This is a genomic window from Corynebacterium sp. (genome assembly GCF_043426755.1).
Taxonomy (GTDB): domain Bacteria; phylum Actinomycetota; class Actinomycetes; order Mycobacteriales; family Mycobacteriaceae; genus Corynebacterium.
This window is the reverse complement of sequence record NZ_JBHWRP010000068.1, coordinates 1-25979: the sequence shown is the minus strand read 5'-3', so window position 1 is coordinate 25979 and position 25979 is coordinate 1. Positions and strand designations below refer to the sequence as shown.

At 57.7% G+C, this 25979-nt stretch carries 24 protein-coding genes and 4 pseudogenes; 7 read left to right on the top strand and 21 right to left on the bottom strand.

The genetic code is table 11. The features are described 5' to 3' along the window. Positions 1 to 17: 17 nt before the first annotated feature. The 12 genes and pseudogenes from tsaD to ACHFGA_RS06355 all read right to left on the bottom strand — a co-directional run bounded on the left by tsaD (position 18) and on the right by ACHFGA_RS06355 (position 11053). Entirely contained in the window at positions 18 to 1070 is a 1053-nt protein-coding gene (gene tsaD / locus ACHFGA_RS06410) for a tRNA (adenosine(37)-N6)-threonylcarbamoyltransferase complex transferase subunit TsaD (RefSeq protein WP_394281579.1), read from the bottom strand. Continuing rightward, positions 1067 to 1540, bottom strand: coding sequence for a ribosomal protein S18-alanine N-acetyltransferase (gene rimI, locus ACHFGA_RS06405; protein ID WP_394281578.1), 474 nt, complete (start codon positions 1538 to 1540; stop codon positions 1067 to 1069). The genes tsaD and rimI overlap by 4 nt, the downstream gene beginning before the upstream one ends. Continuing rightward, entirely contained in the window at positions 1537 to 2193 is a 657-nt protein-coding gene (gene tsaB / locus ACHFGA_RS06400) for a tRNA (adenosine(37)-N6)-threonylcarbamoyltransferase complex dimerization subunit type 1 TsaB (protein WP_394281577.1), read from the bottom strand. The genes rimI and tsaB overlap by 4 nt, the downstream gene beginning before the upstream one ends. Next, entirely contained in the window at positions 2193 to 2693 is a 501-nt protein-coding gene (locus ACHFGA_RS06395) for a hypothetical protein (protein WP_394281576.1), read from the bottom strand. The genes tsaB and ACHFGA_RS06395 overlap by 1 nt, the downstream gene beginning before the upstream one ends. 20 nt (positions 2694 to 2713) lie before the next feature. Next, positions 2714 to 4309, bottom strand: coding sequence for an aspartate:alanine exchanger family transporter (locus tag ACHFGA_RS06390; RefSeq protein ID WP_394281575.1), 1596 nt, complete (start codon positions 4307 to 4309; stop codon positions 2714 to 2716). 5 nt (positions 4310 to 4314) lie between these two features. Then, a complete protein-coding gene (locus ACHFGA_RS06385; protein WP_394281574.1) occupies positions 4315 to 5058 on the bottom strand; it encodes a class I SAM-dependent methyltransferase in 744 nt (247 codons plus the stop codon). Continuing rightward, positions 5048 to 5542, bottom strand: coding sequence for a tRNA (adenosine(37)-N6)-threonylcarbamoyltransferase complex ATPase subunit type 1 TsaE (gene tsaE / locus ACHFGA_RS06380; protein ID WP_394281573.1), 495 nt, complete (start codon positions 5540 to 5542; stop codon positions 5048 to 5050). Before tsaE ends, ACHFGA_RS06385 begins: the two co-directional genes overlap by 11 nt. A gap of 3 nt (positions 5543 to 5545) precedes the next feature. Then, on the bottom strand, positions 5546 to 6634 hold the full coding sequence (alr, locus tag ACHFGA_RS06375) for an alanine racemase (RefSeq protein WP_394281572.1): 1089 nt from the start codon (positions 6632 to 6634) through the stop codon (positions 5546 to 5548). A 35-nt stretch (positions 6635 to 6669) separates the two neighbouring features. Continuing rightward, entirely contained in the window at positions 6670 to 7323 is a 654-nt protein-coding gene (locus ACHFGA_RS06370) for a hypothetical protein (protein WP_394281571.1), read from the bottom strand. A gap of 129 nt (positions 7324 to 7452) precedes the next feature. Continuing rightward, a complete protein-coding gene (locus tag ACHFGA_RS06365; protein WP_394281570.1) occupies positions 7453 to 8349 on the bottom strand; it encodes a dioxygenase in 897 nt (298 codons plus the stop codon). Between the two features lie 17 nt (positions 8350 to 8366). Beyond that, positions 8367 to 9465: pseudogene (locus ACHFGA_RS06360) on the bottom strand (maleylacetate reductase). A 19-nt stretch (positions 9466 to 9484) separates the two neighbouring features. After that, positions 9485 to 11053: a bifunctional 3-(3-hydroxy-phenyl)propionate/3-hydroxycinnamic acid hydroxylase gene (locus ACHFGA_RS06355; RefSeq protein WP_394281569.1), complete on the bottom strand. Its 1569-nt coding sequence runs from the start codon at positions 11051 to 11053 to the stop codon at positions 9485 to 9487. A gap of 144 nt (positions 11054 to 11197) precedes the next feature. Here ACHFGA_RS06355 and ACHFGA_RS06350 point away from each other — a divergent pair, with 144 nt between their 5' ends. Continuing rightward, positions 11198 to 11848, top strand: a complete 651-nt coding sequence (locus ACHFGA_RS06350) for a TetR/AcrR family transcriptional regulator (RefSeq protein WP_394281568.1) — start codon at positions 11198 to 11200, stop codon at positions 11846 to 11848. 213 nt (positions 11849 to 12061) lie between these two features. Here ACHFGA_RS06350 and ACHFGA_RS06345 read toward each other — a convergent pair whose 3' ends face one another. The 3 genes from ACHFGA_RS06345 to glmS all read right to left on the bottom strand — a co-directional run bounded on the left by ACHFGA_RS06345 (position 12062) and on the right by glmS (position 15811). After that, positions 12062 to 13063, bottom strand: coding sequence for an IS3 family transposase (locus ACHFGA_RS06345; RefSeq protein WP_394281644.1), 1002 nt, complete (start codon positions 13061 to 13063; stop codon positions 12062 to 12064). Between the two features lie 35 nt (positions 13064 to 13098). Then, on the bottom strand, positions 13099 to 13512 hold the full coding sequence (locus ACHFGA_RS06340; RefSeq protein ID WP_394281567.1) for a hypothetical protein: 414 nt from the start codon (positions 13510 to 13512) through the stop codon (positions 13099 to 13101). A gap of 436 nt (positions 13513 to 13948) precedes the next feature. Next, on the bottom strand, positions 13949 to 15811 hold the full coding sequence (gene glmS, locus ACHFGA_RS06335) for a glutamine--fructose-6-phosphate transaminase (isomerizing) (protein WP_394281566.1): 1863 nt from the start codon (positions 15809 to 15811) through the stop codon (positions 13949 to 13951). 163 nt (positions 15812 to 15974) lie between these two features. Between glmS and ACHFGA_RS06330 the strand changes: the two genes are divergently transcribed. Continuing rightward, the gene (locus tag ACHFGA_RS06330; protein ID WP_394281565.1) at positions 15975 to 16835 is read left to right on the top strand and encodes a dienelactone hydrolase family protein; all 861 of its coding nucleotides are present in this window, start codon (positions 15975 to 15977) and stop codon (positions 16833 to 16835) included. On the opposite strand, the gene ACHFGA_RS06325 is transcribed toward ACHFGA_RS06330, so the two are convergent. From ACHFGA_RS06325 to glmM, 4 genes are all read right to left on the bottom strand, one after another. Then, on the bottom strand, positions 16832 to 17065 hold the full coding sequence (locus ACHFGA_RS06325; protein ID WP_018582526.1) for a hypothetical protein: 234 nt from the start codon (positions 17063 to 17065) through the stop codon (positions 16832 to 16834). The two genes, ACHFGA_RS06330 and ACHFGA_RS06325, sit on opposite strands and share 4 nt — an antisense overlap. Next, on the bottom strand, positions 17065 to 18231 hold the full coding sequence (locus ACHFGA_RS06320; RefSeq protein WP_394281564.1) for a hypothetical protein: 1167 nt from the start codon (positions 18229 to 18231) through the stop codon (positions 17065 to 17067). Before ACHFGA_RS06320 ends, ACHFGA_RS06325 begins: the two co-directional genes overlap by 1 nt. After that, a complete protein-coding gene (locus ACHFGA_RS06315; protein ID WP_394281563.1) occupies positions 18218 to 18523 on the bottom strand; it encodes a hypothetical protein in 306 nt (101 codons plus the stop codon). Before ACHFGA_RS06315 ends, ACHFGA_RS06320 begins: the two co-directional genes overlap by 14 nt. A gap of 169 nt (positions 18524 to 18692) precedes the next feature. Then, positions 18693 to 20036: a phosphoglucosamine mutase gene (gene glmM / locus ACHFGA_RS06310; protein WP_394281562.1), complete on the bottom strand. Its 1344-nt coding sequence runs from the start codon at positions 20034 to 20036 to the stop codon at positions 18693 to 18695. 123 nt (positions 20037 to 20159) lie between these two features. On the opposite strand from glmM, the gene ACHFGA_RS06305 reads away from it, so the two are divergent. The 4 genes and pseudogenes from ACHFGA_RS06305 to ACHFGA_RS06290 form a co-directional block, all read left to right on the top strand. Beyond that, a complete protein-coding gene (locus ACHFGA_RS06305; protein WP_394281561.1) occupies positions 20160 to 20969 on the top strand; it encodes a hypothetical protein in 810 nt (269 codons plus the stop codon). Positions 20970 to 21323: 354 nt separating this feature from the next. Beyond that, positions 21324 to 22373, top strand: a complete 1050-nt coding sequence (locus ACHFGA_RS06300; RefSeq protein ID WP_394281560.1) for a maleylacetate reductase — start codon at positions 21324 to 21326, stop codon at positions 22371 to 22373. A gap of 26 nt (positions 22374 to 22399) precedes the next feature. Beyond that, a complete protein-coding gene (locus ACHFGA_RS06295) occupies positions 22400 to 23290 on the top strand; it encodes an intradiol ring-cleavage dioxygenase (RefSeq protein ID WP_394281559.1) in 891 nt (296 codons plus the stop codon). A 142-nt stretch (positions 23291 to 23432) separates the two neighbouring features. Continuing rightward, positions 23433 to 23864, top strand: a pseudogene (locus tag ACHFGA_RS06290) (AraC family transcriptional regulator); the annotation flags it as partial. Between the two features lie 97 nt (positions 23865 to 23961). Here the strand turns inward: ACHFGA_RS06290 and ACHFGA_RS06285 are convergent. Beyond that, positions 23962 to 25207: pseudogene (locus tag ACHFGA_RS06285) on the bottom strand (IS256 family transposase). Between the two features lie 143 nt (positions 25208 to 25350). Between ACHFGA_RS06285 and ACHFGA_RS06280 the strand changes: the two are divergent. Then, positions 25351 to 25791: a hypothetical protein gene (locus ACHFGA_RS06280; protein ID WP_394281558.1), complete on the top strand. Its 441-nt coding sequence runs from the start codon at positions 25351 to 25353 to the stop codon at positions 25789 to 25791. A gap of 54 nt (positions 25792 to 25845) precedes the next feature. Here the strand turns inward: ACHFGA_RS06280 and ACHFGA_RS06275 are convergent. After that, a pseudogene (locus ACHFGA_RS06275) lies at positions 25846 to 25979 on the bottom strand (IS256 family transposase); the annotation flags it as partial.

Genomic DNA, 25979 nt, shown 5'->3' with positions numbered 1-25979 from the left:
TGAACAATACGTGACTATTAGGCGACAACTAGGGGTACTTCCACTGCCAAAGACGTATTTGTCCCCACCGACAGTTCCGATTCGGGGGCACCCTCATGAATTAATTGCGCTGCTAACGCGGCGATCATCACGCCATTGTCAGTGCACAGGGCAAACGGTGGAACCCGCAATTCGATGCCGCGCTCGTCGCAACGCTCCTGCGCCAACTCCCGCAGACGCGAGTTCGCCGCCACTCCCCCGCCCAGAAGCAACGTCCGCGCCCCGGTATCCTCGCAGGCCCGCATGGATTTAGCGGTGAGCACGTCCGCCACGGCCTCCTGGAATGAGGCGCACACATCTTCCACTGAGATCACCTCGCCCTCACGTTCCGCGCGCTCGACGTAACGCGCAACCGACGTCTTCACCCCAGAGAAGGAGAAATCGTGACGATGCGGTCCACGCAGATCCTGCGGACGCGAGAGTCCGCGCGGGAACTTAATCGCTTGAGGGTTGCCACGTTGCGCAAGCTTATCGACGACCGGCCCGCCCGGGTACCCCAGCCCGAGCAGGCGGGACACCTTGTCATAGGCCTCGCCGGCAGCGTCATCCAGTGTGGAACCGAGCTCCTTCATCGGTTTGCCCACCGCCTCTACCTCCAGCAACTGGGTGTGCCCGCCCGAAACGAGCAGCGCCACCGAATGCGGCAGCTCCTCCGCCCCATCCAGTTTGGCCACAGCCACATGCCCGCCCAAGTGGTTCACACCATAGAACGGCACACCCCACGCCGCCGCGTAGGCCTTAGCAGCCGAAGCGCCCACAAGCAGCGCGCCAGCCAAGCCCGGCCCCACCGTCGCAGCCACCGCATCGGGCTTATCGACGCCCGCCTCCCGCAACGCCTGCTCCATCACCTGAGGCATCGCCTCCAGGTGGGCGCGCGAGGCGATCTCCGGAACCACACCACCGAAGCGGGCATGCTCCTGCATAGAGGAGGCCACGGCATCGGCTTTGATGTGCATGGAGCCATCGTCGTGAAGCTCAATAATGCCCACGCCGGTCTCGTCGCACGATGACTCAATACCAAGGATGATCATGCGTTATTCCTTTCGCTTAGGGCGGGCCGTTTCATCGTGTACGCATCGGCACCGGACGGTTTGTAATAGTTCCTCCGCACGCTGATCTGATAGAAATCAAAGGCCTCATACAACGCGATGGCAGCTGCATTATCGGTGCGGACTTCGAGGAAGATCTCGCCGTCATACATGTCGGCCGCGTGGGTGAGCTGCTCCATCAGCACGCGCCCTACGCCAGCACGCTGGTGCTCCGGGGCAACGCCGATGGTGTGGACTTCGAACTCAGGATCATCGTTCGGCCCCAACTTGGCCAGCCCCGCGTAGCCCATCACATCACCGTCCTCGTCGAAAGCACCCACATAAAAAGTATGGGGGTGAGCGAATTCGACGAGGAAAATATCCCGGCTCCAGGGGCTATCACCGGCGAAAAGAACAGCTTCAATCTCCGCCACACGCGTGGCGTCAGGGGCGCGCAGTTCACGCAGAATCACAGCTCTACCTCTGGAATCGCGGGCGACTTCGGTTTCGGGGCCGGCTCTTTCGCGTCGGGTCGGCGCAGGTAAAGCGGCACCAGCGGCTCAGGGTCGGCGTCGAGGTCTGCTGCGGCGACCAAGGACTTCACCGTCGGGCCGACATGCCGCACATCGGTGGCAGCCAGTGGCAATGCGTCAACAAGGTGGTCGGGTGCGGCGATGGTATCCACCGCCCCATCGATGGCCAGGTCTGCCGGTGCCACCACGTCGGGGCCGGAGATCCGCACGCCTTCGTCGTAAAGCGCCCAATAGATCTCGCGGCGGCGGGCATCAGTGACTACGAGCGTGCGCGGACCATCGCACTGCTGAGCAATCGCATCATGGGTGACCACGCCGTGAACGGGAATCCCCAAGGCCTGCCCGAAGGCGCTGGCGGTGGCCATGCCTACGCGCAGTCCGGTGAAGGGGCCGGGGCCGCAACCGACGACGATCGCACCAAGGTCAGCGAACTCGATCCCGGCGCGTCGCAGCACGTCCTGCACGGTGGGGACCAACTGCTCATTGTGGTGGCGAGTGTCCTCGTGCACCTGCTCGAAGGTCTCACCGGTGGCGGTGTGGTGCACCCCGACGACAAGATCAGGCGTGGCTGTATCGAGGGCCAAGACCCACATTACTGGCGGACTCCCAGGCGCCACACGCCCTGGTCCTTGTGGAACGGCATCGAAGCTTCGGTCGGTGCGAACTGGTCATTGATGATGCTGCACAGGTCAACTACGTCGGTAGAAACTGCGTCGACGTGGATCGGGTTCAGCTCACCAGTCTGAATGTCCGTTTCGATACTCTCGTCATAAATCACCACGTAGTCATGTTCGCCATCGAGGGTGACCTCATCCATGCGCGAACCCAGCTTCTGCTCCACTAACTGTTCCGGCTCCTGGTTACAGACCGTGGTGTAGTACAAGCCTTCACCGTAGATTGCAGACATGTTGATCACATGACCGTCGACAGCGCCGCTGGGTTCATCCGCATCCGCCAAGGCCTGCTGCAGGGAATTCGTCGGCGCGCTGGTGGCATTGCCCTTCGGCACCAGGAAGATCAGTGCGACGAGCACGATCACCCACAGCGCGATAACGATGCCAAACCAACCTTTGTCCTTGCTCCTGAGATTCATAGCCACGATACTACCGCCAGCTAGACCAGCAGCAAGAATAAGACCTGGCTGGCAACAATCTTGCCGATCATGGTGGTGGGATACACGGTGGCATAACCGCGGTCCGCAAGATCAGTACCCGTCTGCGTATTCAAGTAGGTAATCACGGCAGGATTCGTCGTCATGCCTGCGGACACGCCCATCGCCTCATCCCACTTCAAGCGGAACAGCCACACGCCGACAAGACCGATGACCACCGCGGAGAACACCGTGATCACGAAACCCACGCCCATATAGGCAAGCGACGAAGGGTCCGTCAACGCCTGACGGAAACCGGCGCCGGCCGACGTGCCCACGCCCGCCAAGAACAAGGCCAGGCCAAGCGTTGAAATCGTCTTGTTGGCGTGGAACGGAAGCTGCCAATGAATCGGGCCGGTGCGGTTGATCGCACCCAGGATCAGGCCGGCCACAATCGGGCCGCCACCAAACCCAAGGGTGAGCGTGGTCCCGCCCGGCAAAGGAAGAGGAATGGCACCCAGCAGCAAGCCCAGTGAGAGGCCCAGCGCGAAAGGCAGCAGGTCCACATTGCCCAGCGCCTTTTCCGAGTCACCCACGCACTCCCGGACCTCTTCTACCCTGCCGGGGGCTGTGATCACGCGGATGCGGTCTGAGTAGTTCAGGACCGTCGAGGAGGTCGGCACGAAGTCCGAGTCGCCGCGGCGCACACGCGCGATGAGAAAACCGCGCGAGAGCGGATCGATATCGCGGATGCGGCGACCGGCCACCTCACTGGAAGACACGGTGTACTCCTGGAAGATCATGCCCGTGTCTTCGATCTTGATGTCATAAGGCCTGCCCAGCACCGCAATCGCGGAATTCAGAGCATCGTCGGTGCCGTTGAGCAGCAGGCGCATCCCCGGCCGAATCACATCATGCGGGTGGGCCAACACGTGGTCACCCGGCGCGCGCTCAATCCTGGTGGCGATCACGTCCTGCCCGCTCAACGCGCGCAGCTCGTCGACACGCCCCCGGATGCCCTCGCCGATCTCCACGCCCCGCCACTGCAAGGGCGCGCTGACCATGCCTTCGTCCGCAGCGTCCTTGTGGTGGTCCACCTTCAGAACGGCCGCGCCGATGGCGGCGACGAGGATCGCGCCGATCACCGCGCCTGGGTAGGCCAATGAATACCCCACCACCGGTGCCTGCGACTGTGCGTCTGGCACCATCTCGACGATCGCCGCCATACCCGGCGTGGAGCTGAGCGCACCGGCAAACATGCCGGCACCAGTCACAGCGTTCAGGTCGAAGCCCTTGATCAGTGCCCAGCCCAGGCCGACCAGCACCACCAGCAAGACGATCATGAATAGCGTCAGCTTCCACCCGCGGGTGGCGAACTCGCGGAAGAATACGGGGCCGGCGGATAGGCCGATGACGTAAACGAACATCGCCAACCCCAGCTGGTAGAGCAGGGGCGGCAGCTGGATCTCCGGATTAGCGGTGGCAAGGCCCAGTGCCACGAAAAGCACGGCCGCGGCACCGAGTGAAATCCCAAAAATACGGATCTTGCCCAGTGCCAGACCGACCGCGAGGATAAGCGCAAGCGCTAAAAGAGGATTGGTCGCTAAATAGTCCAGCATAGGGACTATTGTCCCAGTACACCGGCCCGAACAGCAACCGGCCAGCGCACATCCAGTTGTCTATTGCCCCACATGTAGCGCAAGTTGTCGCCCAGCTCATCGAGGAGATCACCGGAACCTTGCGCCTGAGCACTCTTCGACGCCGACCAGGTACCGATGTAGCTTAAGAAGTCTTCCACGCCCATCGTCTTGATGATGTCCGGGCACTCCACATCGATTTTCTCGAACGGGAAGGGCAGGTTCCGCAGCCCCGTTTCCACGTGCACGCGGCGCGCATCCCAGAACTTGTGGAACTCGCCCTGATAAAACTCTTGGTAGATGCGGTCCACCTCGGGTTCGTCGATCATGCACAGCCCGTAGCTCACCAGTGCAATGGCAGCCCCTGGTGCCGCCACGCGTCGCGCTTCCGCATAGAACTCGTCCACGTCGATCCAGTGGGCGGACTGCGCCGCCGTCACCAGGTTGATGGACTTTTCAGCCAGCGGCACCTGTGAGGCCTCCGCCACCATGTAGTGCGCCTCCCCCTTGGCAGCACTCACCTGGGAAGCGGAGATATCCATACCCACCACGGTGTCGAAGGATTCCGTGAGCATCTCTGTCAGCTGCCCGGTACCGCACCCGACGTCGAGGGCGCGGCCGGTGTCGTCGACAAGCCCGGCGAGCAACCCGGGCAGCTCGTCGGGGTAGGTGGGACGGAACTTGGCGTAGTCCTCGCCCCAGTCGAATGTGGTTGGGGTGTTAGCCGGCATGGTGCATCCTCCACGAAATTATGCGACCCTCTGATTCAGGGTCTTCACGTACCAGTGTCTCACGATCAAGGGTGACCAGTAGATAATCTTGCTTCAGCTTTTCGACGAGGCCCCCGCCCCATTCGGCGACCACCACGGAATCGTCGAGAGCAGAGTCGAGATCCAGCGCGTCTAATTCGCCGAGCGGGTCGCCGGAGCCGGACTCGTCGATCAGCCGGTAGGCGTCCATGTGGATCAGATTCGGCCCATCAACGGTGCTGGTGTGCTCACGCGCGATCACAAAGGTGGGGCTGGTGACTCGGCCTTTGACCTGCATTCCACGGGCGATGCCTTGGGTCAGCGTGGTTTTTCCTGCACCCAGCGGGCCGTCGAGGATGACCACGTCGCCGGCCTCGAGCGCACGACCAAGCTGCTCACCGAGCGCGTGCGTGTCGGTGAACTCATCGCACTGCTGCTGCCCCGCGTAGGGGAAGGTGTCGCGCATGGTTTAAGCCTCCTTGAGTGTGGTCTGAATATATTCGCGTTGGTTGCGGCCTGTGGGGCGGCACACGACTTCATAGTTGATGGTCCCGGCGCGATCGGCAAGCGTGGTAGCGCTCATGCCGCCGGGGCCGAAGATGATGGCCTCATCGCCCACGCGCACCTCCGGTTCCTGGGCGCCCAGCCAGATGACGAACTGGTCCATGCACACGCGCCCCACCTGCGGATACGACTTGCCGTTGATGGTCACTTCGATGGTGTCTTGCCAGTTACGCGGCACCCCGTCCGCGTAGCCTGCGGGGATTACGGCGGTGAAGCCGTTGTCGGGCGCGCGCCACGTCAGCCCGTAGCTGGTCCCCTCCCCCTTCGCGATCGGTTTGACGGCGGCGACTTCGGCCCGCCACGTCATGGCGGGTCTGAGGCCGTGGCCGGTGTTTGCGATCGGCTCCAAACCGTAGAGCGCGACACCAGGCCGCACCTGGTCGAAGTACAGGTCAGGACGGCTGAGTGTCGCGGGCGAATTAGCCAGGTGGTTCGTCGGCAGCTCAAGGCCTGCCGCACGTCCCTGGGCGATAGCGCGGCGGAACGTGTCGGCCTGTTCGTCAGTGAAAGGGTCCGCGGGCTCGTCGGCACAGGCCAGGTGCGTCATCAGCCCCTCAACGTGCAGGTGGCTAGCTCCGGCGGCGAGTGCAAAGGCCTCGGACCACTCCTGTTCATCGATCCCGCTGCGGTTCATCCCCGTATCCACCATCAAGTAAACGGTGCGCTCGGTGGGATCGTCGACAAGCCTGCGCAGATGCCCCAGGGTGGGCACGCCCAGCTGGATGTCGGCGGGGGCCTCGTCGTCAAGCGACCAAATCCACGCCAACACCGGCTTATCGGTCAGTTCACGCACCGCGCGGGCCTCGGCGATGGTGGCCACGCCGAAACGATCGGCACCATTAGCCTCCATCACGGGCACGACCTGGTGGTTGCCATGGTTGTAGCCGTCTGCTTTGACCACGCACATCAGCTTCGCCGGCGCGACCATCTCTTTGAGCACGCGGGTGTTGTGCGCGATGGCGGACAGGTCAATGCGGGTGGACAGCAAGCTCATGCCTTCTAGTTTTACACCAGGATTGTCAGCTGGGTTTAAGCCAGGTGGGCCACGCCCAGCCCGATCAGCATCAGGGCCACAGCCCACGACGCGATCAGGGACAATCGCTGCGGGTTATTCCGCGCTTTATCAAACAGCTTTCCGACGATCGACTCCGGCTTTTGCCGCACCACCCACACAAGGAGGGCGACGATCGTCGGCAAGCTCAATGCCACCGTTGCGTATAACAACAGGAAGATATAGCGGGAGGCCACTTCCTCGGCGGCCAGAATCGCCAAACCGAAGTAGAACGGTGCTGATGTGGCGGACTGGATCACGCCCAGGCCGAAACCCATGAGCACAGTTTTCGGCCCAGCGTTGCGCAGCGGAGCCATGATGAACTCAACAAGCTTCGAATTATCGTCGCCCTTCAGCGACATTAGGCCCACGATCAGGCCGACGGCGATGAGGATCCAGCCGAAGATCGGGCCGTCCAAGAATGCCTGGATTTGCCCGCTGATCTGGTCGAACAGCAAAAGCACCGGAAGCGACAGGGCGGCCACGCCCAGCCAGTCGCCGAAAATCAGCAGGCTGGTGATCTTCGTGTACTTGCCCCGGATCGCGGGGGTGGCGATGCCGACAGCCACGACCACCGCGATAAGAAGCAGGTTGATCGAGTCAATAAGAGCAAATTGCAGCGCTGCGAGCATAGGGGCAAGGGTACTCTACGCCCCTGTGTCGCTACTCCACCGTCACAGACTTGGCCAGGTTGCGCGGCTTGTCGATGTGCTCGTTGCCGCACTCGCGGGCAAATCTTCGTTACGAATAAGCCAGGTAACCTAAAAATCTGCCGGAGCAAGAACAATGTCAAAGCGGCACTTGGCCCACGACTGCTCTCCTAGTTCTCGACCATCCGGTGTAGGGGTTCCCGCTGGTTGCTCATCGAACTTTTTAATTAGAGACTCTTTCACACCGAACACCGAATCTCCTGCCTCGATTTGGGGATCCCCCTCGACAAAGATGTGGGTCACTAGTGTGCGCAAATTTTCAGCCGTCACCATAAAGTGAAGGTGAGCGGCCCGCAATGGCGATCGGCCCACTTGTTGCAGCATCTGGCCAACAGGGCCGTCATGCGGAATCGGATACGGCACTGGTGTTAGGCCCCAGAAAGCGTAGTAACCGTTCTCATCAGTAAAAAGGTGCGCACGACAACTAGTACGGTCATCGTCATACTGCACATCGTACAATCCATCTTCATCGCACTCCCAAGCTTCAATTCTGGCACCAGGCACGGGTTGACCATTGGTGTCGGTAACAGTTCCCTCAATCCAAGCAGGCTGCCCTTTCGCACCGAACGACAGATCTCCGCCAATGGCGATTTCTGGCGCATCTTCGACGAAGAAGGGACCAAATACTGTGGCCTCTGTCGCATTTTTATAGGCCTCATTATTAACCGCGATCGTCTGCATGGAAGCGCCCAGTGTATCTGAAAGTAGGACAAACTCCTGACGCTTGTCATCGGTAATGTGGCCGACTCGCGTCAGGAAATCAATTGCGTAGTTCCACTCCTCTTCCGTCAAACGTACATCTCGGATGTACTCGTGCAGGTGGACGACCAGACGCTGCATTAAGTGCTTTAACCGCGGATCCTGGGTTTCCTCGAACGAGGCCACGACTTCGTCGACAAGCTTTTGCTCAATTACAACCTGTTCCGAGGAGATTTGATCTTTTGACATCACGTATTTCCCTTCTTTTATGCCCGAACGAGGTGCGCCGGGTCGTCGCCGTTAAGTGCGGCGATTAACAAATCGGTCAAGTTCTCTTCTGTTACTTCACGTGGGTTCGACGCTGGGATTTTTTCAACGCCTGCGCTACCGTCTCTGGAATTCCGTCTTCCCTAAATCCGTAATCCTTCAGTGACTTTGGCGCATCCAGTACTTCACGAAGATTCTGTAAACCATCAAGTGCTGATTCCGAATTAAACGCAGCTGCCATGCGCCGTTCAGCTTCCGGAGCATCGGTCAGGTTGAACGCTAGAACATACGGAAGCACGGTTGCATGCGTCTGCGCATGCGGAAGATTGAATGTACCGCCCAAGATGTGGCAGATTTTGTGGTGGATTCCAGAGCCCGCTGATGCAAACGATACCGCTGATAGGTACGCACCATAAAGAGCCAAGTCACGCCCATAAATATCAGTGGAATCTTCCCTAATTCGTGGTAAGCCCTCGGCCAGTGCGCGAATACCTTCAGCCGCCATCGCTGCGTTGATTGGATCAGCGCGGGGAGCCCACATTGAATCAACACAGTGTGCGATCCCATTGAGTCCTGAGGCGACAGACATATCAACCGGCAAGCTCAATGTGAGTTGAGAGTCGTAGATCACGCTTACTGGAAGTACTTTAAGATCCGACCCAGTGCTCTTGACCTGATTCTCTGTCATTCCCCACACGTCTGTGGCTTCGCTGCCCGCGTATGTTGTTGGCACAGCAATCGAAGGAATTCCGGTCGTCAGAGAGATCGCCTTCGCCGTACCTGTGGTAGATCCCCCTCCAACTGAAACGATGAGGTCGATCTCGTTTTCCATAGCGGATTTACGCGCGCGATTTGCGACTTCCACGGGCACATGCATGACTACTTCATCATGAAAAAGGGCCACCTCAGTCCGTGATGCTACGCTCCTTGCCAACTCCATTTCCCGCTTGCCGGCAATGACCATTATTCTCTTCGCGCTAAGGCGTTTATTCTCTTCGCGCTAAGGCGTTCGACTTCGCTCTCCAGGTTGTTCGCCGCTTCACCAGCTCCGAACAGCACGCGTTGGCCGAGTGTTTCGTGATTAAACTTCAAACTCATTGCGATATTTCCTTTCTGACTACGCAAACGCTCGCGATGTTAACTTCGAAAGCAAGGTGGCAAGATGGGTATTTAGGCCATCGACAGTGGTCGCAGTAGCTGCCGTGTAGAAATCAGGCCTGATTACTGCAAAAGTGTGGCCATTAGTCTCAAACCAACGGGTGAAAATTCCCGAGTCTGTAAATTTAGTTCCAGCACCATCAGGCCCCAGTTCTATATAACGGAATCCGAAACGCTCGAGTTCTACTTGCAGGGAATCAGCGACAAGCTGTTTTGGATCAGCATTCCATCCGATAATGGTCCAGCCACGGCCTACGACATCATCAAAGCGACCTTTGAGTTCGTTGGAAGTGACAAAGCCCTGCGCTGACAGTTCCCCTGCCAAAGGTGATTGTTCAATCCACAACCCTGGCCCGAGCGTTGCAACGTCTGTGTCAACGGGGGTGCCGTCGTAGTTTTCCATTTCCTTAAGCATGCGAGCGTCTCGTTCGGCCGCTTCTTGCTCGTCAGTGATACAAATAACCTTCCCGAGCATCATTGAGAAGTCGATGTAGTAATTGACGTGCTCACGACGCTCCGTCGCATAGGTATCAAGCAAGGTCTCATTGCCAGTACCATCAAGAATGCTGTTGAGGCGCCATCCCAAGGCCAAAGCATCCCGCATCCCCGCACACATTCCCTCACCGGCGAAAGGAGGCATGAGGTGCGCAGCATCTCCTGCGATGAGGCCCCTTTTCTCACGCCATTTGTTTGCAGAAGCGGCTTGAAAGCGATAAACAGCAGACCGCTCCAGCTTGGCATTCTCTGGAGTCAACCCCCACGGCTCAAGCAGCTTCCAAGCAGACTCAACGCTCGCGATCTCTTTTAAATCTTCGCCGGGCAGAACTTGAAACTCCCAACGACGACGCCCCGGCCCACCAGGCACAATTGTTGTTGGGCGTTTTGGGTCACATAGCTGCCAATGAGCTGGGTTCCAGTCCCCCAATTCGTTTGGGATCACATCTAAAATTAACCAGTCAAAGAAGTATCCTTGGTCATCATAAGAGCTACCTAACTGCTCGCGGATGAAGCTGTTCGCACCGTCCGCTCCGACAACGTATTTTGCGCGGATCGTATCCGAACCGCCAGTACTTTCGAGCCTTCCCGTGATGGTCGCCGACTCTTCGTCCTGTTCAAACCCTACGACCTCCCAACCCTGACGCACCTCGACACCATCGAGAGACCCGGCGAGTTCACGAAGATGACGCTCTAGATCAGGCTGGTAGAACCAATAGCGAGTACGGAATCCAGAGTCGGTCATGGAGTTCCAGTCCACCTCCATGAGCGTTTTTCCTTCTGCATTCTTCCAGTAGTACAAACTGTCGTACTGCTCGATGGCTGGATGATTATCAGCATCGATGCCTATGTAGCCCAAAATTCGGGCAATTTCATGGTCAAAAGTGACAGCCCGTGGCCGCTCGTAAAACTTTGGCCTTTTCTCCACAACGATTGCCCTGTGGCCCCGTTGTCCCAGCAGAACAGCCAGCATGGTTCCAACTGGACCGGCGCCGACAATTGCGACATCAGCATCAAATTCCTGGTATGACATAAACCCCTCCCGTCCTATTAGGTGACATACGCCATATGACGTAGGACACATGATGACACATGGTTCATTTCTGAAAAATGATTCACTTTCTGCTTTCACCCCCGCTGCCACCTTCTTCCAGCGCTTTTGGATTATGGTAATTTCATGTCTTCCACCCCCAATCGACAAGCGCGACGGCGCGCGGAAACCCGAGCAAAACTACTTAAATCTGCCTATTCTTTGCTATCCGAAAAAGGTGGCGCAGACACCACAGTTGCCGATATCACCGCCGGGGCTGACGTGGGAACTGGAACCTTCTACAACCATTTCTCCTCCCGCGAGGAGATCTTTCAAACAACCGCTGAAGAATCCCTCGAAAAGGTGGGACAATCGCTCGATGTGTCCGTCTCACGCCTGCATGATCCTGCCGAGGTATGGTCTGCCTCCCTGCGGTATTTAGTGCGCTACGCCCTTTCAGAACGTGTTTGGGGTTGGTTCTTTGTCAACATGGGTGCCGCTCACCCTGCACTCATGTCTACCTTCGGACCGAGGGCGCATAGAGATCTCTCTCGGGGTGTGAAGGAAGGCCGAATGATGATTGATGACATCGACGTTGCCGTTGTTTGTGCTTTCGGTGCCCTCTACGGCACTATCCAAAAAGGATTAACCATGGACAGCCACCAGAGCCTTGATTCGACTTTTGCGCGTGCGATGTTGCGCATGGTCGGCGTTTCTGCCGATGAAGCACAGCAAATCGCAGCGTTACCGTTACCAGAATTGTCGATCTCGACTTTAGAGTTCCAAAACACCGAATAGGTCCTGACGTGCCTCATTTTGGGTTGTGGTGAGACACGTGGCCGAAGTTGGATGCAGCCACAAAAGGCCCTAGCCGTACCAGACACAAATCAACAGTAGAATCAACTGCTTCTACCGCACTAACGGAAAGATAGACCGGCGCACTTCAGCAGAGGTCCGAGCAGGAACGCAGAACAGGTAGTGTCGGTGCTTGCACAAATAGCTGGCCGGGCGCTAATTGTCAAGCTGTTTGGAGTCAGTAGAAGGATCTTTGTGGTTGATTCCAACCAGCCCGGGAGGTAGAGGGGTAACCGGTCGGTGGTGGAAACGCTCCGAGTGTTGATCGTAGTAGTCCTGGAGTGCTTGATCTCGTATGCTCCAGTTTGTCGTCCACGACCCGTCATGGACCTCCTGCGGACTAAACAATCCCACACCAGAGTGCTTGTGAAAGGCGTTGTACCACGGCACGTACTCGGCCATGAACTCTCGAGCCTGGTCGAGGTCGTCGAAGGTACCAGGATAGTTCGGCCGGTACTTCATCGTCCTGAACTCTGACTCAGAGTAGGGATTGTCGTTGGACACCGACGGACGAGAATGCGTCATGTCCACACCATGATCAGCCAAGACGTACTTCAGATCATCGGATTTCATGCTCGGTCCGTTGTCAGCATGGACGGTGTGTGGTCGACCATGGCTGGCGAGCGCCTGTTCAAACATCTCTGTGACCAGTGTCTTGTCTTCTCGTTCCTCGACCCGCCAGGCAACGATCTTCCGGGAGAAAATGTCGATGACCGAATACGCCTTGTACATCACCCGGATATAGGGGCCCTTCAGGTCAGTGATATCCCACGACCACACCTGACCTGGCCCATCAGCGGCGACCACCGGTTTAGCCCGTGCACCCGTGCCTTTCGAAGTGGTCGACTTCCGCGGGATCACCGGACGCGTGGTGGTAGTGATGTCAGCGGCGATACGCCACCACGAGCGCCTGGACGCCACCATCACGGACTCATCCCAGGCACTGGCGAAGGCGTGATCGACCGACAGGCTGTTTGCCCACGCCTGTTCGATCCGGTCGGTGATCTCAGCACGTGTCGTCGCATCAAGGCGATTGGGGTAGTTTCTGTCCCGGTGAGCGACCGGGTTGGGTGTTCTCGCCCGCGGCTTATGGCGGTAGTGCCAGCTAGAACGGGACAGTCCTGCTTGTCGCAGGGCGCCTCGTTGCGAGCCGGTGATAGTGGACAGTTCCTTGACCAGGGCGTTGTCGATGTCTAGGAATCGGCGGGAGGTGGGGGTGTCGGGCTGTTGGCGGAGCTTGGCACGCCCGTCTCGTGCAAGAGCCCGATAGCTTTTCCCAAGGCCTCGTTACTATTACGCAAAACGGTGTTGGAGTCTTCTAGTTCGGTGATCCGGCCTTCGAGTTCGGCAATGCGTTGTGCTCGTTTCGACTCGAGTTCTGCAGTGGAGCGCCGCTTCGGGTTCGAGGTGTTCATGCCTTTAGTGTTCCTGGGGTCAAGCCCTTTGTCGATGTTGCCGTCGTAGACGATGCGGCGCCATCTGCGCATACGGTCGTTAGTCAGGCCGTGTTCGGTGAGGTAGTGCTGTTTGGTGCCGTGTGGGGCGCAGTCGTAGGCGTGTACGTATTCGATGATCTCTTGATCGGTGTACCCCGGGGTGACGCTCATCCTGGGGCCCCCTTTCGCTAGGCGATGAGTCTGGGTGGTGACTCACTTCCAGCCTGACACAGAGGGGGGAGCCCCCGTTTGAACCGAAATACTGGACGGGTATACTGCGTGGTCCCAGAAGATCAGCGTGGATGTGTTCTCTTTCCACGAAAAATCACTCACCAAATGACCTGCAAGGCCACGCAACCGGATCTCTTCAGCACTAACGATTTACACTTCGATCCCCGTCTTAGGCTCCCGCCCCCGCTCTACGAGAAACGAGTCCCGAGCGGATATTCACAAGACTGAGCCCCGATGCCCCATTCCTGCACGGCAGAACCCCACGACGTAATGTTGCGATTTGTTTGGTTATATCGATTTGTTTGGTTATATCAACGTCCTATATCCAATTTCAAGCAGTGCGAAAACAAATTAGGAAGGTGCCGTTAAGCAAAAGCTACTCCACCGTCACAGACTTGGCCAAGTTGCGTGGCTTGTCGATGTCCTCGTTGCCGCACTCGCGGGCGATGTCTGCGGCCAAGAACTGCAGGGGCACGGTAGCCAGCAGTGGCTGCATGATGGTCGGGGTCTGCGGGATGCGCAGCAACCAGTTCGCATAAGGCTCCACGGCCGTATCGCCTTCTTCGGCGATCACGATGGTCTTCGCGCCACGCGCGCGGATCTCCTGGATATTCGACACGATCTTCGAGTGCAGCTGAGACACGCCTCGCGGGCTGGGCACGATCACGACGACGGGCAGGTCATCCTCGATCAGCGCGATCGGACCGTGCTTGAGCTCGCCGGCGGGGAAACCTTCGGCGTGGATATATGCAAGCTCCTTGAGCTTCAACGCGCCCTCGAGGGCAATCGGGTAGCCGACGCCGCGGCCCAAAAACAGCATGGTCTTGACCGCGCCAAGCGTGGTGGCAACATACTGGACCTGGTCTTGCACCTTGAGCACCTCCTCCACTTTGGCGGGGATCTGCTCGAGCTCACTCCAGATCGCCTTGATCTCGTCCGGGTACTTCGTGCCCTTCGCCTGTGCCAGAGCCAAGCCGACGATATAGTTCGCCGCCACCTGCGCCAAAAACGCCTTGGTGGAGGCCACGCCGATTTCTGGGCCGGCGTGGGTATAAATCACGGCGTCCGACTCGCGCGGGATCTGAGACCCATTGGTATTGCATACCGCAAGCACCTTCGCGCCCTGGGTCTTCGCGTGACGCACTGCCTCCAGGGTGTCGGCGGTTTCACCCGACTGTGAAATCGCCAACACCAAGGTCCGCTCATCCAACACTGGATCGCGGTAGCGAAACTCCGAAGCCACCTCGATCTGGACTGGGATACGCACCCAGTGCTCGATCGCATACTTTGCGGCCAGACCGGAGTGGTACGCAGAACCACACGCCACGACGAAGACCTGGTTGAAACTCTTCAAATCGGTCGTAGAGAGCTGGTTTTCGTCGAGAGTCACCCGCTCCCCGTCCCAGTGGCCAGCCAACGTATCGCGCACGGCAGCAGGCTGCTCAAAAATCTCCTTCATCATGAAGGAATCAAAGCCACCCTTTTCTGCAGCTTTGAGATCCCAGTCGATGGTGAATTCCTTGCCCTCGCCCGGGGTGCCATCAAAGTTGAGGATCTCATGGGAGTCCTTCGTGATGATCACCACGGAGTCTTGGCCCAACTCCACAGCGTTCTTGGTGTGCTCGATGAATGCGGCCACATCGGAGCCCAAGAACATTTCACCCTCGCCTACGCCCACGATCAGCGGAGTGGAACGGCGCGCCGCAATAATCTGGTCGGGGTGATCAGCGTGCATGAACAACACGGTGAACGCGCCCTCCAGCTGGTTGAGCACCTTCAACGCGGAGGCACGGAAATCGCCGGCAGTCTCGCCTTCGTTGTACACCTGGGCCAGCAGGTGGGCGGCCACCTCGGAGTCGGTGTCGCTGCTCAGCTCAATGCCGTCGCGCTCGAGCCCTTCGCGAAGTGCCGCGAAGTTTTCAATGATGCCGTTGTGCACGATGGCTACTTTGCCGTCGAAAGACAGATGAGGATGCGCGTTCTCGTCCGTCGGGCGACCATGGGTTGCCCAGCGGGTATGGCCGATAGCCGTCGTACCCTTCAAGGTGTCCTCGCCGAGTTCGTCAATCTTGTCCTCAAGATTGGCAAGCTTGCCGGCACGTTTGGCCAGTCGGAGGCCCTGTTCCCCCGCAACGGCAATACCGGATGAGTCATATCCGCGATATTCCATGCGGCGCAGCGCGTTCACTGCGACATCGATGCCTTGCTGCTGTCCGATATATCCGACGATTCCACACATGCCTGCCAGAATAAACCACCAATAAGTGTGGATGAAACACATTTCTTATGTGATCCCCAACAAATTTTGCACGTGCACACCGGGCCAAAAACCATCCAGGAAAAGTTCCTGCTAAGTGCCCTGTTCCCTCCCCTAACATGCATCTTCCAGTATCGTAGGAAACGTGTCTGCGAATTTGAAGAAAGATCTGAACAAACTGTCCAAGCGTGGCCCCCACCGGGTCATGGTCGGTGACCTCGGTTTTACCGGCCTTCCCGGCAAGGTATACACGCCCGCCGAAGGCAACGGCGTACCCGGTGTCGCATTCGGCCACGACTGGACAAAGACTGTCGACGATTACCACGCCACCTTGCGCCACTTGGCCAGCTGGGGCATCGCCGTAGCCGCACCGGATACGGAAATCGGGTTCAACCCCGATCACACGGGTTTCGCCTCTGACTTAGAGACGTGCCTGCAAATTCTCGCCGGTGTGCGGCTGGGCAATGGCAACGTCACCGTCAGCCCCGGCAAACTAGGTGTCGTGGGCCACGGCATGGGCGGAGGAGCGGCCGTCTTGACAGCAGCCGACAACAAGAAGGTAAACGCTGTGGCGGCGATCTACCCCGCCGACGTGGCACCGTCCGCTGTCGCAGCCGCCCGCTCTCTGGAGACCCCCGGTTTGGTCATCGGCTCGAACAAGGGCGATATTTTTGAAGCCGGGAATCCTGCAAAGTTGGCGTACAACTGGAAGGGCAAAATTTCCTACCGCGAGATCGATAAAGGCAACCAGCAGGGCTTCTCAGAAGACACTGGTTTCCAGTTTGTCCTCGGTTTCGGCATGCCACAGTCCAGTGCTCGAGAAACAGTACGTGGCTTGGTGACTGGTTTCTTGCTGCACCAGCTGGACAAGGAGAAGAAGTACTCCGACTTCTCCGCACCCGATGCAGAAGGCCCGAACCTGACCTCCTACTGGGGTGGGAAGTTGGCTGATCAGGCAGGCATCGACCGCGATGACCTGCACCCGGCCAGCCCGGTCTACCGCTAGCCCGCCTTACCGGGTGGGTCTTTCCGCAGAACACCTTGCACTCGGCCGCCATGAATCGTTCCCTTAGGGAAAGTTCGTGGCGGCTTTTTAATGTTCATTTTTCGTGCAATCTCCTGCTGACGCGCGGTTTCCTCCAACTGGTATTGTGCTTTGGCCAACGCCGCTTCAAAGTCAGCCATGCGCTTCATGGTGCGCCGCTGGAACTGTTCGGCAAATTCATAAAAATCCATTAGAAGGTCTCTACCTTTCGGACGCGCGATGCAGGATTATCGACTGGGTCGGTGTGCGGTGCAGGATCAGAAGGAGGCGACATATCGACCGCGGCATCCTGCTGCGCCGGCTGGGTTGCCGCGGCCATCGTCTCGGGGTCAGCGGTGCCGGCGAGTAACTTCTTCGGCGGCGGCGCAGGCTCTTCCACCTCCGCCAGTTCCTCTGGTGGTGGGATCACACCGTCTTCCGCCGGGATTTCTACTGGGATCTCCACCGGTTCTGGTTCGGGCTCCACAATAAGAGGGCATTCGCAGGCTTCAAATATCTCGCTGTTGATCACTCCCAGCCCACCCAAAGATGAGGCCCCACCGAGCTCCCCAAGCGGGCCGGTCATTATCTGGCCGATGTCGTCGACGCTTATCGACGGCGGGCACCACTGTTGCAGCTCCTCGAGATCAAGCGAGGAGCCCCCATTCAGATCTATGGCGATGTCAAAGTTGATGGCAAGGCCACCGGCGCTAGCGGCGTGCGTAGCCAGGCCCTCGGTCCGCTGGCGTTCACCGCCGCTGTCGACGACGCAATCTTCAGCGGCCGTTGTGTCAGCTTCCGGCAACTCGCTGACATCAATACACAGGCCCTCCATTTCATCGAGGACTTCGCCGATACAGCTGTTGGTGTCCTCGCTCGTTCCGCCGGCTGCAGATAAGCCACTCAGAACCGTGTCGACCACGCAGTCGTCGATCAGGTCCGCTGGAGTCCACCGGGTAAGCTTCAGCAGCTCAAGAACCGCGTTCAGAGTGAGGCTAAGCGTCAGGTCAGTCGACTTCACAATCTCCGCCATTGACCCAGCACCCTGACAGAGCTGCTGTCTTAATTCGGCCACGCAATCGGCATAGAACTGCTGGTCTTCTTCGTGGTGTTGCACTTTCTTGGCGGGTTGCCCGTCACCCACTCCTTCTAGAACCGCGGGGAGAGGTTTCACGCACTCGTCGTCACGCATCGTCGTGAGCCCCGCGACAGCTAAGTCGACAGCTCCAGCATCGAAACCATCGCGCAGGTTCATAGAACATTCCACGGTGTCTAGTTGGTCGGCAATCTGGCCCGAATCCGGCGCCTGCATGATGTTGTGCCCATCAAGTTCACGGCGAATCTCACACACCAGCGTGGTGGGGCTAGCTAAGGTCATGTCGGCTCAACTCCTCTCGCAGATCGGTTTCAGCACTGGCGATCGCATCTGTCGCCTCCGCAATCTGAGAAAAATGGTGCAGCCTGGCGTCCAAACGCCTGATCGTGCCCTGCTGCACCTGCTCTAAAGCCGCAGCCAGCCGACGACCACGTTCCGCAAACCCCGCGCCTGCCGCGGCGATAGGAAAATGGGGCGAATCCCGCTCCGCTTTCACCCGCAACGCAGAAACATCATCCTGCGCCTGCCGCAGCGCGCCACGGATCGCATCCACATCTGCGTCCAGTCCCTTCATGAAGGTCTCCCCCCTCGTGTTGTGTCCTTGTTTGATCACTGTTTGATCGCTCAACACCGGCACATCTATGCCGTCACCCCTATTGGACTGTCAAAGACACAAAAAGGTTCCATCCGAACCCAAAAAACTTTTGCGAGTCCGAATGGAACCTTCGTCGATAAGCGAACAGCTACACCGCAGCGACGACCGCAGCCAGCCTGCCAGCGACCTTCCGGGCGTGCTCCTCCTCGGCAGCCTCCACCATGACGCGGAACAACTCCTCAGTCCCCGAGGGGCGCAGCAGCACGCGGCCAGTATCGCCGAGCTCAGCTTCGGCGTCTGCGATGGCGGACTGCACGTCCTCCGACTTCATGATCGCGGACTTGTCCGGCACAGGCACGTTGATCAGGACCTGCGGCAACACCTGCATCACGGAGGCCAGCTCGGCCAAGGACTTACCGGTCTCGGCCATGCGCGCCATCAGCATCAGGCCGGACAGGGTGCCGTCGCCGGTGGTCGCATGTCGTGGCAAAACAATGTGCCCGGACTGCTCGCCGCCCAGCGAGTAATTGCCCTCGTTGAGCGCCTCAAGCACGTAGCGATCGCCCACGGCCGTCTCCACCATCTCGATGCCCTCGCGCTGCATCGCCAACTTCAGGCCCAGGTTGCTCATCACCGTGGCCACCAAAGTGGACTGGCGCAAGTTGGTCTTCTCCTTCATGCTCACCGCAAGGATGGCCATGATCTGGTCCCCGTCAATCACGTTGCCCTCAGCATCGACGGCTAGACACCGGTCCGCGTCACCATCATGGGCCAACCCCAAGTCCGCGCCATTCTCGACGACAGCCTTACGGATGTGCTCCATGTGGGTGGAACCGCAGTTGTCATTGATGTTGAAGGCGTCCGGCTTGTTGAACATCGGAATCACGGTAGCACCCGCAGCCTCATAGGCCTTCGGGGCAACCGCGCTGGCCGCGCCATTTGCCGCATCGACGACGACCGTGATGCCCTGCAGATCCGACTCCACGGCCTCCTTCAAGTGCGCCAGGTACCGATCCTGCGCATCCGGCGCCTCCTCGATCACGCGGCCCACGCCCGTGCCCGTCGGGCCGCCCTCCTCGAGATTCTCCAGCTCCTTTTCGATCTCATCTTCCACCGCGTCCGGCAACTTCCTGCCACCTGCGGAAAAGAACTTGATGCCGTTATCTGGCATGGGGTTGTGAGAAGCGGAGATCATCACACCGATATCGGCGCCATAATCGTCGGTAAGAAACGCCAGGCCAGGGGTAGGGATCACGCCGACCCGCAGCACATCTACACCACGCGAGGCCATACCCGCCGCCATCGCGGCCGCCAGCATCTCACCGGAGACGCGAGGGTCACGCCCGATTAGAGCAATGGGACGGCGCTTGTGCGAGCCACGATCCTTCGTGAGCACATTCGCAGCCGCCGCGCCAAGCTTCAGCGCCAGAGATGCAGTGAGGGTCTTATTGGCCAGGCCGCGGACCCCGTCAGTTCCAAAAAGTCGAGTCATGCATTCCATTATGACCTGTCAGCGGAAAAATGCGAACACCAGCGGGGGATGAAAGACGGAGGTAAAGAGAATTTTCCGTAAACTGGAGATTAACGAATCCGCACACTAAGAAAGGCACACAGCATGCGACCAGCGATCAAAGCCCTCCGCAAGGCCATCGCAGCCGACAACACCACGACGCGTGCCGACGAACGCACCCGCGCACTCGAGAGCGCAGACAAACTCGAGGCGCTATATCGCCACCTGCGCCGCTCCAAACAATGGGGCTACCACTCCTCTTGGCCCGCCACCGCGGAGCGCGCCATACTGGATCACCTTGAGCCCATTGCTGACTGGGCAGATGCCCTTCCTTCTACCGTCGCGGAGCCGGAAGCATTCGCGAAGCTCTTCAATATCAGCGAGCTGGTCGAATTCGCCCCCGTTGAGCCCACAAAGGTTGGCGACGTGCGCATTGCTGGCTTCGAGGTGTGGAACACCCGCCCCGTCTCCTTCTCCACCGCGCCCGGCCTGAAGAACCGTCTTGCCCACCTCCTCATCTCCGACACCGCCGGGGACACCGTCGACTATGGATGGCACGTTCACCCCGTCAACGAGAAGGGCAAGAAGCTGAACTTCATCCTGTTGTTCAGCCCGTGGTTAACCGGCGACGATGTGCTGTGGCAGCCCTTCGGCAAACAGAAGAAGAAGCACAAGAACCCCGTGACCGACACGCTGAAGAAGAAGCACGGCCAGAACTTGCATCGCGCACTTAGCGACGCCCTGGGCGGCATTCCCGTTGGCGATGACTATGACGCCTGGGCAGAGAACTTCCGCACTGTCGACGAGTCAGCCGCGTTTGTGGCCTATAGCAAGGGCAAGGATCGCCCCAGCAAGCCGCTGAGCGTGAAGAAAGCAGCCAAGAAGGCGGGCAAACGCGAGAAAAGTGAGGTTTAGGGCTGTTGCGGGACACTCTTCTGGGCCACTTCCTGCAAAATGTCGAACCTAAACTGTTGGAACAGGCCCCGCAGCGCCTACTTTTCGCGCACATCGCCCCAGATCCAACAGTTTAGTTCCAGCAGTTTAGGGCCCCGCGCGCCATCACACCGAGATTAGAGACATGATCGTCGGTTGCAGCGTCGCATTTTCATGGTTGCACTACCTTAGTGGCCGATATACACCCCCTTTAAAACCCCTTCAAGTAACATCGTGGATGTGCCTTGCGTCACAATTTGGCACAATTGACAGAGCAAATCACAACAGCCACTGAAATTACGTAAACGGCGTAGTGGAGGCACAAGGGGTTAGAGCATGTCTCACACAATTTTCACCCATCGTTTCTTGGAACAAGAGATATATTTCGGTACTGGAGAAGCACCCAAACACCTTCGCAGAGCCTTGGCGCGCTTAGGAGCAAGTCGTCCATTACTCATCACGTCTGAACGTAATCACCAGCAAGCCCGGAATCTGACTGAAGGACTCACGCTAGCTAGTGTTTTTCAAGACGTCGTCATGCACGTTCCGACAGAGGTCGCGACCAGAGCACGTCAAGTGGCACGGGATACTGAGGCGGACGCTGTTATTTCCCTTGGCGGAGGATCGGCTACGGGCCTCGCAAAAGCGATTACTCTTACAGAAGACCTGCCCATTGTCGCAATCCCCACTACCTACGCAGGTTCCGAAGCAACTGCCACCTGGGGAATGACCGAAAATCGAACGAAAACTACAGGCAGTGACGTTAAGGTTCTGCCAAAGGCAGTCGTTTACGATGCCAATCTTCTAGCCACTTTGCCACACGAGATGGTTGTTGCCTCCGCTCTTAACGCGCTGGCGCACTGCATCGACTCGCTCTGGGCTCCTCGGGCCGACCCGATAAATCGCGCACATGCCCTTGAAGGGGCTCGATTATTAAGAGACGGCCTTCAAGGATTCACCGAAAACCAAAACGAAGTAACCTCGCGGGAGCTTACACTGCAAGGCTGCTATTTAGCCGCACTTAGTTTTTCGTCGGCAGGCTCTGGGCTTCACCACAAGATTTGCCATGTTCTTGGCGGGACGTTCAATCTGCCACATGCAGAAACGCACGCAGTAGTTCTTCCCCATGTCCTGCGCTTCAACGCACAGGCCTCTGAAAACTACGCTATCGACCGGTTAAGCGAGGCATTCGGTACGCACGACGTCGTCGCAGGGCTTGAGCAACTATACACAGCAATCAATGCTCCTCGTCGCCTTTCGAAACTCGGTTTCCACGAGACCGACATCCCAGAGGCTGTGTCACGCATCCTCGCAGTAGCCCCAGAGAACAATCCCATGCCCGTTACGGAAGCGTCGCTAACCGAATTGTTCCACCAAGCAATGTAAACACGCATCCCCTGAAAGGATCCACGATGAACTCGCAATCTTTCCCTAGCCAAGAAGCAATCGAACAGGATGTGACAAACCGCGTTCTAAACTCCTTCAGCGAAACAGACAATCCTCGATTGAAAGAAATCATGCAGTCACTGACGACGCACCTCCATGCGTTCATACGTGACGTTCGCCTAACCGAAGAAGAATGGGAGAAGGGTATAGCTTTTCTCACTGAATGCGGCGAAATTACTGACGACAAGCGCCAAGAGTTCGTGCTTCTATCTGATGTCCTTGGAGCATCGATGCTGACCATCGCGGTAAACAACGAAGCATACGGTAATGCGACTGAGGCTACGGTGTTTGGCCCGTTCTTCGTCGACCAGGCACCAGAAGTGCAATTTGGGGGTGATATTTCAGGCGGCTTATCTGGTCAGCCTTGCTGGGTAGAAGGAACTGTACGAGATACCGAAGGCAATCCAATCGCAGGTGCCCGTATCGATGTTTGGGAAGCCGACGAAGATGGCTTTTACGACGTGCAATATGAAGACCAGAAAGCTGCAGGACGTGGATGGATGCGTACCAATAGTGAAGGAAGATACGGATTCTGGGGACTAACTCCCACACCGTATCCGATTCCGCACGACGGTCCAGTTGGAAAAATGTTGCAGGCTACGGGACGCTCACCAGTTCGTGCAGCACATTTGCACTTCATGGTTGATGCCCCCGGCCAACGCAAATTGGTCACCCATATTTTCGTCGAAGGAGACCCGCAGCTAGAGATCGGTGATTCTGTTTTCGGGGTCAAAGACTCATTGATTAAAAAGTTCGAAGAACATAGCCCCGCCAACCCTACTCCCGACGGCGGTGTTCTTGAGCAAAGTTGGACCCGTGCAACGTTCGACATCGTGCTAGCACCCGAAAATTGTTAAACCAACTAATCGGAAGTGGAGCACAAATCGCTTAAATGGAGTAACCAGCAACATGGATTCTATACCGAATCGCTTATTCGAAGAGTCTCCGAAATTTTTGAAATTTAGCACTCATGGGATCGTGCCGAATGATCGAGTCCAGATGTGGGAAGGGCATAATGCACGAGCGTTGTTGCCCCTTGATATTCGCACCATTGATGGCAAACCTCTCCACGCTACAGAATCGAACCTTCATCTCCCCTCAGTTCGAATGGCCAGTGTATTTGGGACTTCCCAATTCGTTGAGCGCTCAGAGAAGTTTATCGCGGACAATCCGACCGGAGTTGTCGCCGTCTTTTTTGCCACCGAAGGAGAGGCTGTCTTCTTTCATACTCGCGGGCATATCTCCCTGCGCCCAGGACAAGCCATTGTTTATGACGCAGATATGCCATTTCTGCGAGGGTTTAACAACCGCTTTCAAGAATTGGTTCTCACAATTCCCAAGCCTATTTATGAGGAGATTGTCGGCCCTAAAAGGCGTCAACTACCTGCGGTCTTCGAGTTTGGGGCAAAAGGGACAGCAAATGAACAGGCCGGTCAAGTCCTGGGTAGTGGTGTATCTGTGTTTCGAATCTCTGGTTAGTGTTGGGCAGGTAGTTGGGGCCCGTCTCGGGGCTGGTAGCACGGCGTGATCATGCTGCGATTCCTTTGTCGTCGGTGGCTATACCGTCGATGACCCCGGCGGTGATGATCTGTTTGGTCTGGGTCAGACTGGTCAGCGACATATCGCGCTTTTGTTGGATCCAGTCATCATGTTGTTCCGCTAGGACCGCGCCGACCAGGCGGATAACAGCACCGCGGTCTGGGAAGATACCGACCACGTCAGTACGCCGGCGGATCTCCCGGTTCAGCCGCTCAGTAGGGTTATTCGACCAGATCTTGGACCAGACTGCTTTCGGTGCCGCGGTAAACGCCAACAACTCATCCAGTGATTCTTCCAGGTAGTCCGCCACATGAAGGAATTTCTGTTGGCAGAACTCTACAACCTCTCGGGCCTGGGACCACACACTGTCAGCGTCGGGTTGCTGGAAGATCGTGTGAAACATCGCTGATAGTGTTGGCCACTTAGGTCTTGGGTACCTGTGATGATAAGTTTTTCGCGAAGTGCGTCCGGCACCGCTGCCAGCTTGCCTGCGGCAAGCAGTCACTGACAGCGGTTTGGATACCAAGGTGGGCATCACTAGTAACCAGGAACACCCCGGTCAGACCACGGGCAATAAGGTCGCGGAAGAAACCGGTCCAGGATGCGGTGGATTCAGCCGTAGCAACCTGCATGCCTAGTAGTTCCCGGTAGCCGTCCGCGTTGACACCGGTCGCTAGCAACACACTGGTTTTCACGACTCGTCCGCCTTCGCGGACTTTCATGGTCAGCGCGTCACACGAGATGTAGTAGTAGGGGCCTTGGTCTAAGGGGCGGGTACGAAACTGGTCGACCATGGTGTCGAGGTCTTTGGCCATTTCGCTGACTTGAGACTTCGACAGGTTGTTGATTCCCAGGGTCGCTACCAGGTCATTCATTCTGCGGGTGGAGACTCCCTTGAGGTAGCAGGTAGCAATAACTGTGGTTAGGGCGCGTTCTGTGCGGCTACGGCGTTCTAGTAGCCAGTCGGGGAAGAAAGCGCCGGTGCGTAGTTTTGGGATGGCTACGTCAATGGTGCCGACTCGCGTATCGAGTTGGCGGTGGCGATACCCATTGCGGGTGTTGGTTCGTTCTGGTGAGACGGTGGCGTATTCAGCACCACAGACTGAGTCTGCTTGGGCAGACAGGATCTGGTTGATGAAGTCGCCGAGCATCTGGCGTAGTAAGTCTGGTGAGGCTTGGGTCAGTAGTTCTTCGAGGTAAGCAGTCGGGTCGATATGATGGGGGTCAGCGGCCATCGTGGGTTTCTTCCTTTCGGGGATATTTGAGAGTTGATTCGAAAGGTACCCGCGATGGTCGCCTTGTCGTGTACCGGCACAAGGCTTACCGCGGGCTACAGATACACCACACTAAAAGACGCAACCAACAGGCCCTAGCTCACTTGATTAATGAATCACTACAACACATCGAGCACGGTTCATTACGCCATATAGATCATCAGGATTTCCGCGGAGATGCGAGCCCTCCCGGTTCCGCACTAGAAGAACAAGCAGTCGCTCTAGTTCGCAATGTTTTAGGAGAGACAGCCAGCAGTGAAAAAGGTCTCCTTTCTGCCGCTAAAAGTTACATCGATTTCAATATCGCTAGTCCCAGTTTGAGTACTGGCAGAGTGGCCGCCGCCGTAAATATCAGTGAACGCCAGCTCAGTCGACTGTTTGCTGAAGCGGGGACGACCGTTAGTCGCTACGTGTTGCATACACGTTTGGAGTTTGCCAAACAAGCACTATCTTCGCCTGAATACGGCGCTCATCAGGTGGGAGACATTGGAAAACGCTTTGGCTTGGTCAAGTCCGCGGGAGTGGTGTATCTGCCCTTTCGATAAAACAAGCAGCGTAACGACCTTAAGGACCATCACGAGCTAAATAATGACCCTGGCTCATGACACATCCTTCCGGATGATCTCCGCAGTAATGTCGCCCGAGTCGATGATGTTTGCGGCCATCATCACCTTGGTCTGTTCCAAGCTCGTCAATGACATGTACCGCTTCTGCTGGATCCAATCATCATGTT

Excerpts from the sequence above, each read along its gene's own strand:
- ACHFGA_RS06385 (WP_394281574.1), bottom strand. The coding sequence starts at position 5,058 with ATGCCGGCTAACACCCCAACCACATTCGACTGGGGCGAGGACTACGCC.
- ACHFGA_RS06395 (WP_394281576.1), bottom strand. The coding sequence starts at position 2,693 with ATGAATCTCAGGAGCAAGGACAAAGGTTGGTTTGGCATCGTTATCGCG.
- ACHFGA_RS06350 (WP_394281568.1), top strand. The coding sequence starts at position 11,198 with ATGTCTTCCACCCCCAATCGACAAGCGCGACGGCGCGCGGAAACCCGA.
- ACHFGA_RS06355 (WP_394281569.1), bottom strand. The coding sequence starts at position 11,053 with ATGTCATACCAGGAATTTGATGCTGATGTCGCAATTGTCGGCGCCGGT.
- tsaB (WP_394281577.1), bottom strand. The coding sequence starts at position 2,193 with ATGTGGGTCTTGGCCCTCGATACAGCCACGCCTGATCTTGTCGTCGGG.
- ACHFGA_RS06320 (WP_394281564.1), bottom strand. The coding sequence starts at position 18,231 with ATGACCTTAGCTAGCCCCACCACGCTGGTGTGTGAGATTCGCCGTGAA.
- ACHFGA_RS06370 (WP_394281571.1), bottom strand. The coding sequence starts at position 7,323 with ATGCTCGCAGCGCTGCAATTTGCTCTTATTGACTCGATCAACCTGCTT.
- ACHFGA_RS06305 (WP_394281561.1), top strand. The coding sequence starts at position 20,160 with ATGCGACCAGCGATCAAAGCCCTCCGCAAGGCCATCGCAGCCGACAAC.
- ACHFGA_RS06390 (WP_394281575.1), bottom strand. The coding sequence starts at position 4,309 with ATGCTGGACTATTTAGCGACCAATCCTCTTTTAGCGCTTGCGCTTATC.
- alr (WP_394281572.1), bottom strand. The coding sequence starts at position 6,634 with ATGAGCTTGCTGTCCACCCGCATTGACCTGTCCGCCATCGCGCACAAC.
- ACHFGA_RS06340 (WP_394281567.1), bottom strand. The coding sequence starts at position 13,512 with ATGAGCGTCACCCCGGGGTACACCGATCAAGAGATCATCGAATACGTA.
- glmS (WP_394281566.1), bottom strand. The coding sequence starts at position 15,811 with ATGTGTGGAATCGTCGGATATATCGGACAGCAGCAAGGCATCGATGTC.
- tsaE (WP_394281573.1), bottom strand. The coding sequence starts at position 5,542 with ATGCGCGACACCTTCCCCTACGCGGGGCAGCAGCAGTGCGATGAGTTC.
- ACHFGA_RS06295 (WP_394281559.1), top strand. The coding sequence starts at position 22,400 with ATGAACTCGCAATCTTTCCCTAGCCAAGAAGCAATCGAACAGGATGTG.
- ACHFGA_RS06315 (WP_394281563.1), bottom strand. The coding sequence starts at position 18,523 with ATGAAGGGACTGGACGCAGATGTGGATGCGATCCGTGGCGCGCTGCGG.
- tsaD (WP_394281579.1), bottom strand. The coding sequence starts at position 1,070 with ATGATCATCCTTGGTATTGAGTCATCGTGCGACGAGACCGGCGTGGGC.
- ACHFGA_RS06365 (WP_394281570.1), bottom strand. The coding sequence starts at position 8,349 with ATGTCAAAAGATCAAATCTCCTCGGAACAGGTTGTAATTGAGCAAAAG.
- ACHFGA_RS06300 (WP_394281560.1), top strand. The coding sequence starts at position 21,324 with ATGTCTCACACAATTTTCACCCATCGTTTCTTGGAACAAGAGATATAT.
- ACHFGA_RS06325 (WP_018582526.1), bottom strand. The coding sequence starts at position 17,065 with ATGGATTTTTATGAATTTGCCGAACAGTTCCAGCGGCGCACCATGAAG.
- glmM (WP_394281562.1), bottom strand. The coding sequence starts at position 20,036 with ATGACTCGACTTTTTGGAACTGACGGGGTCCGCGGCCTGGCCAATAAG.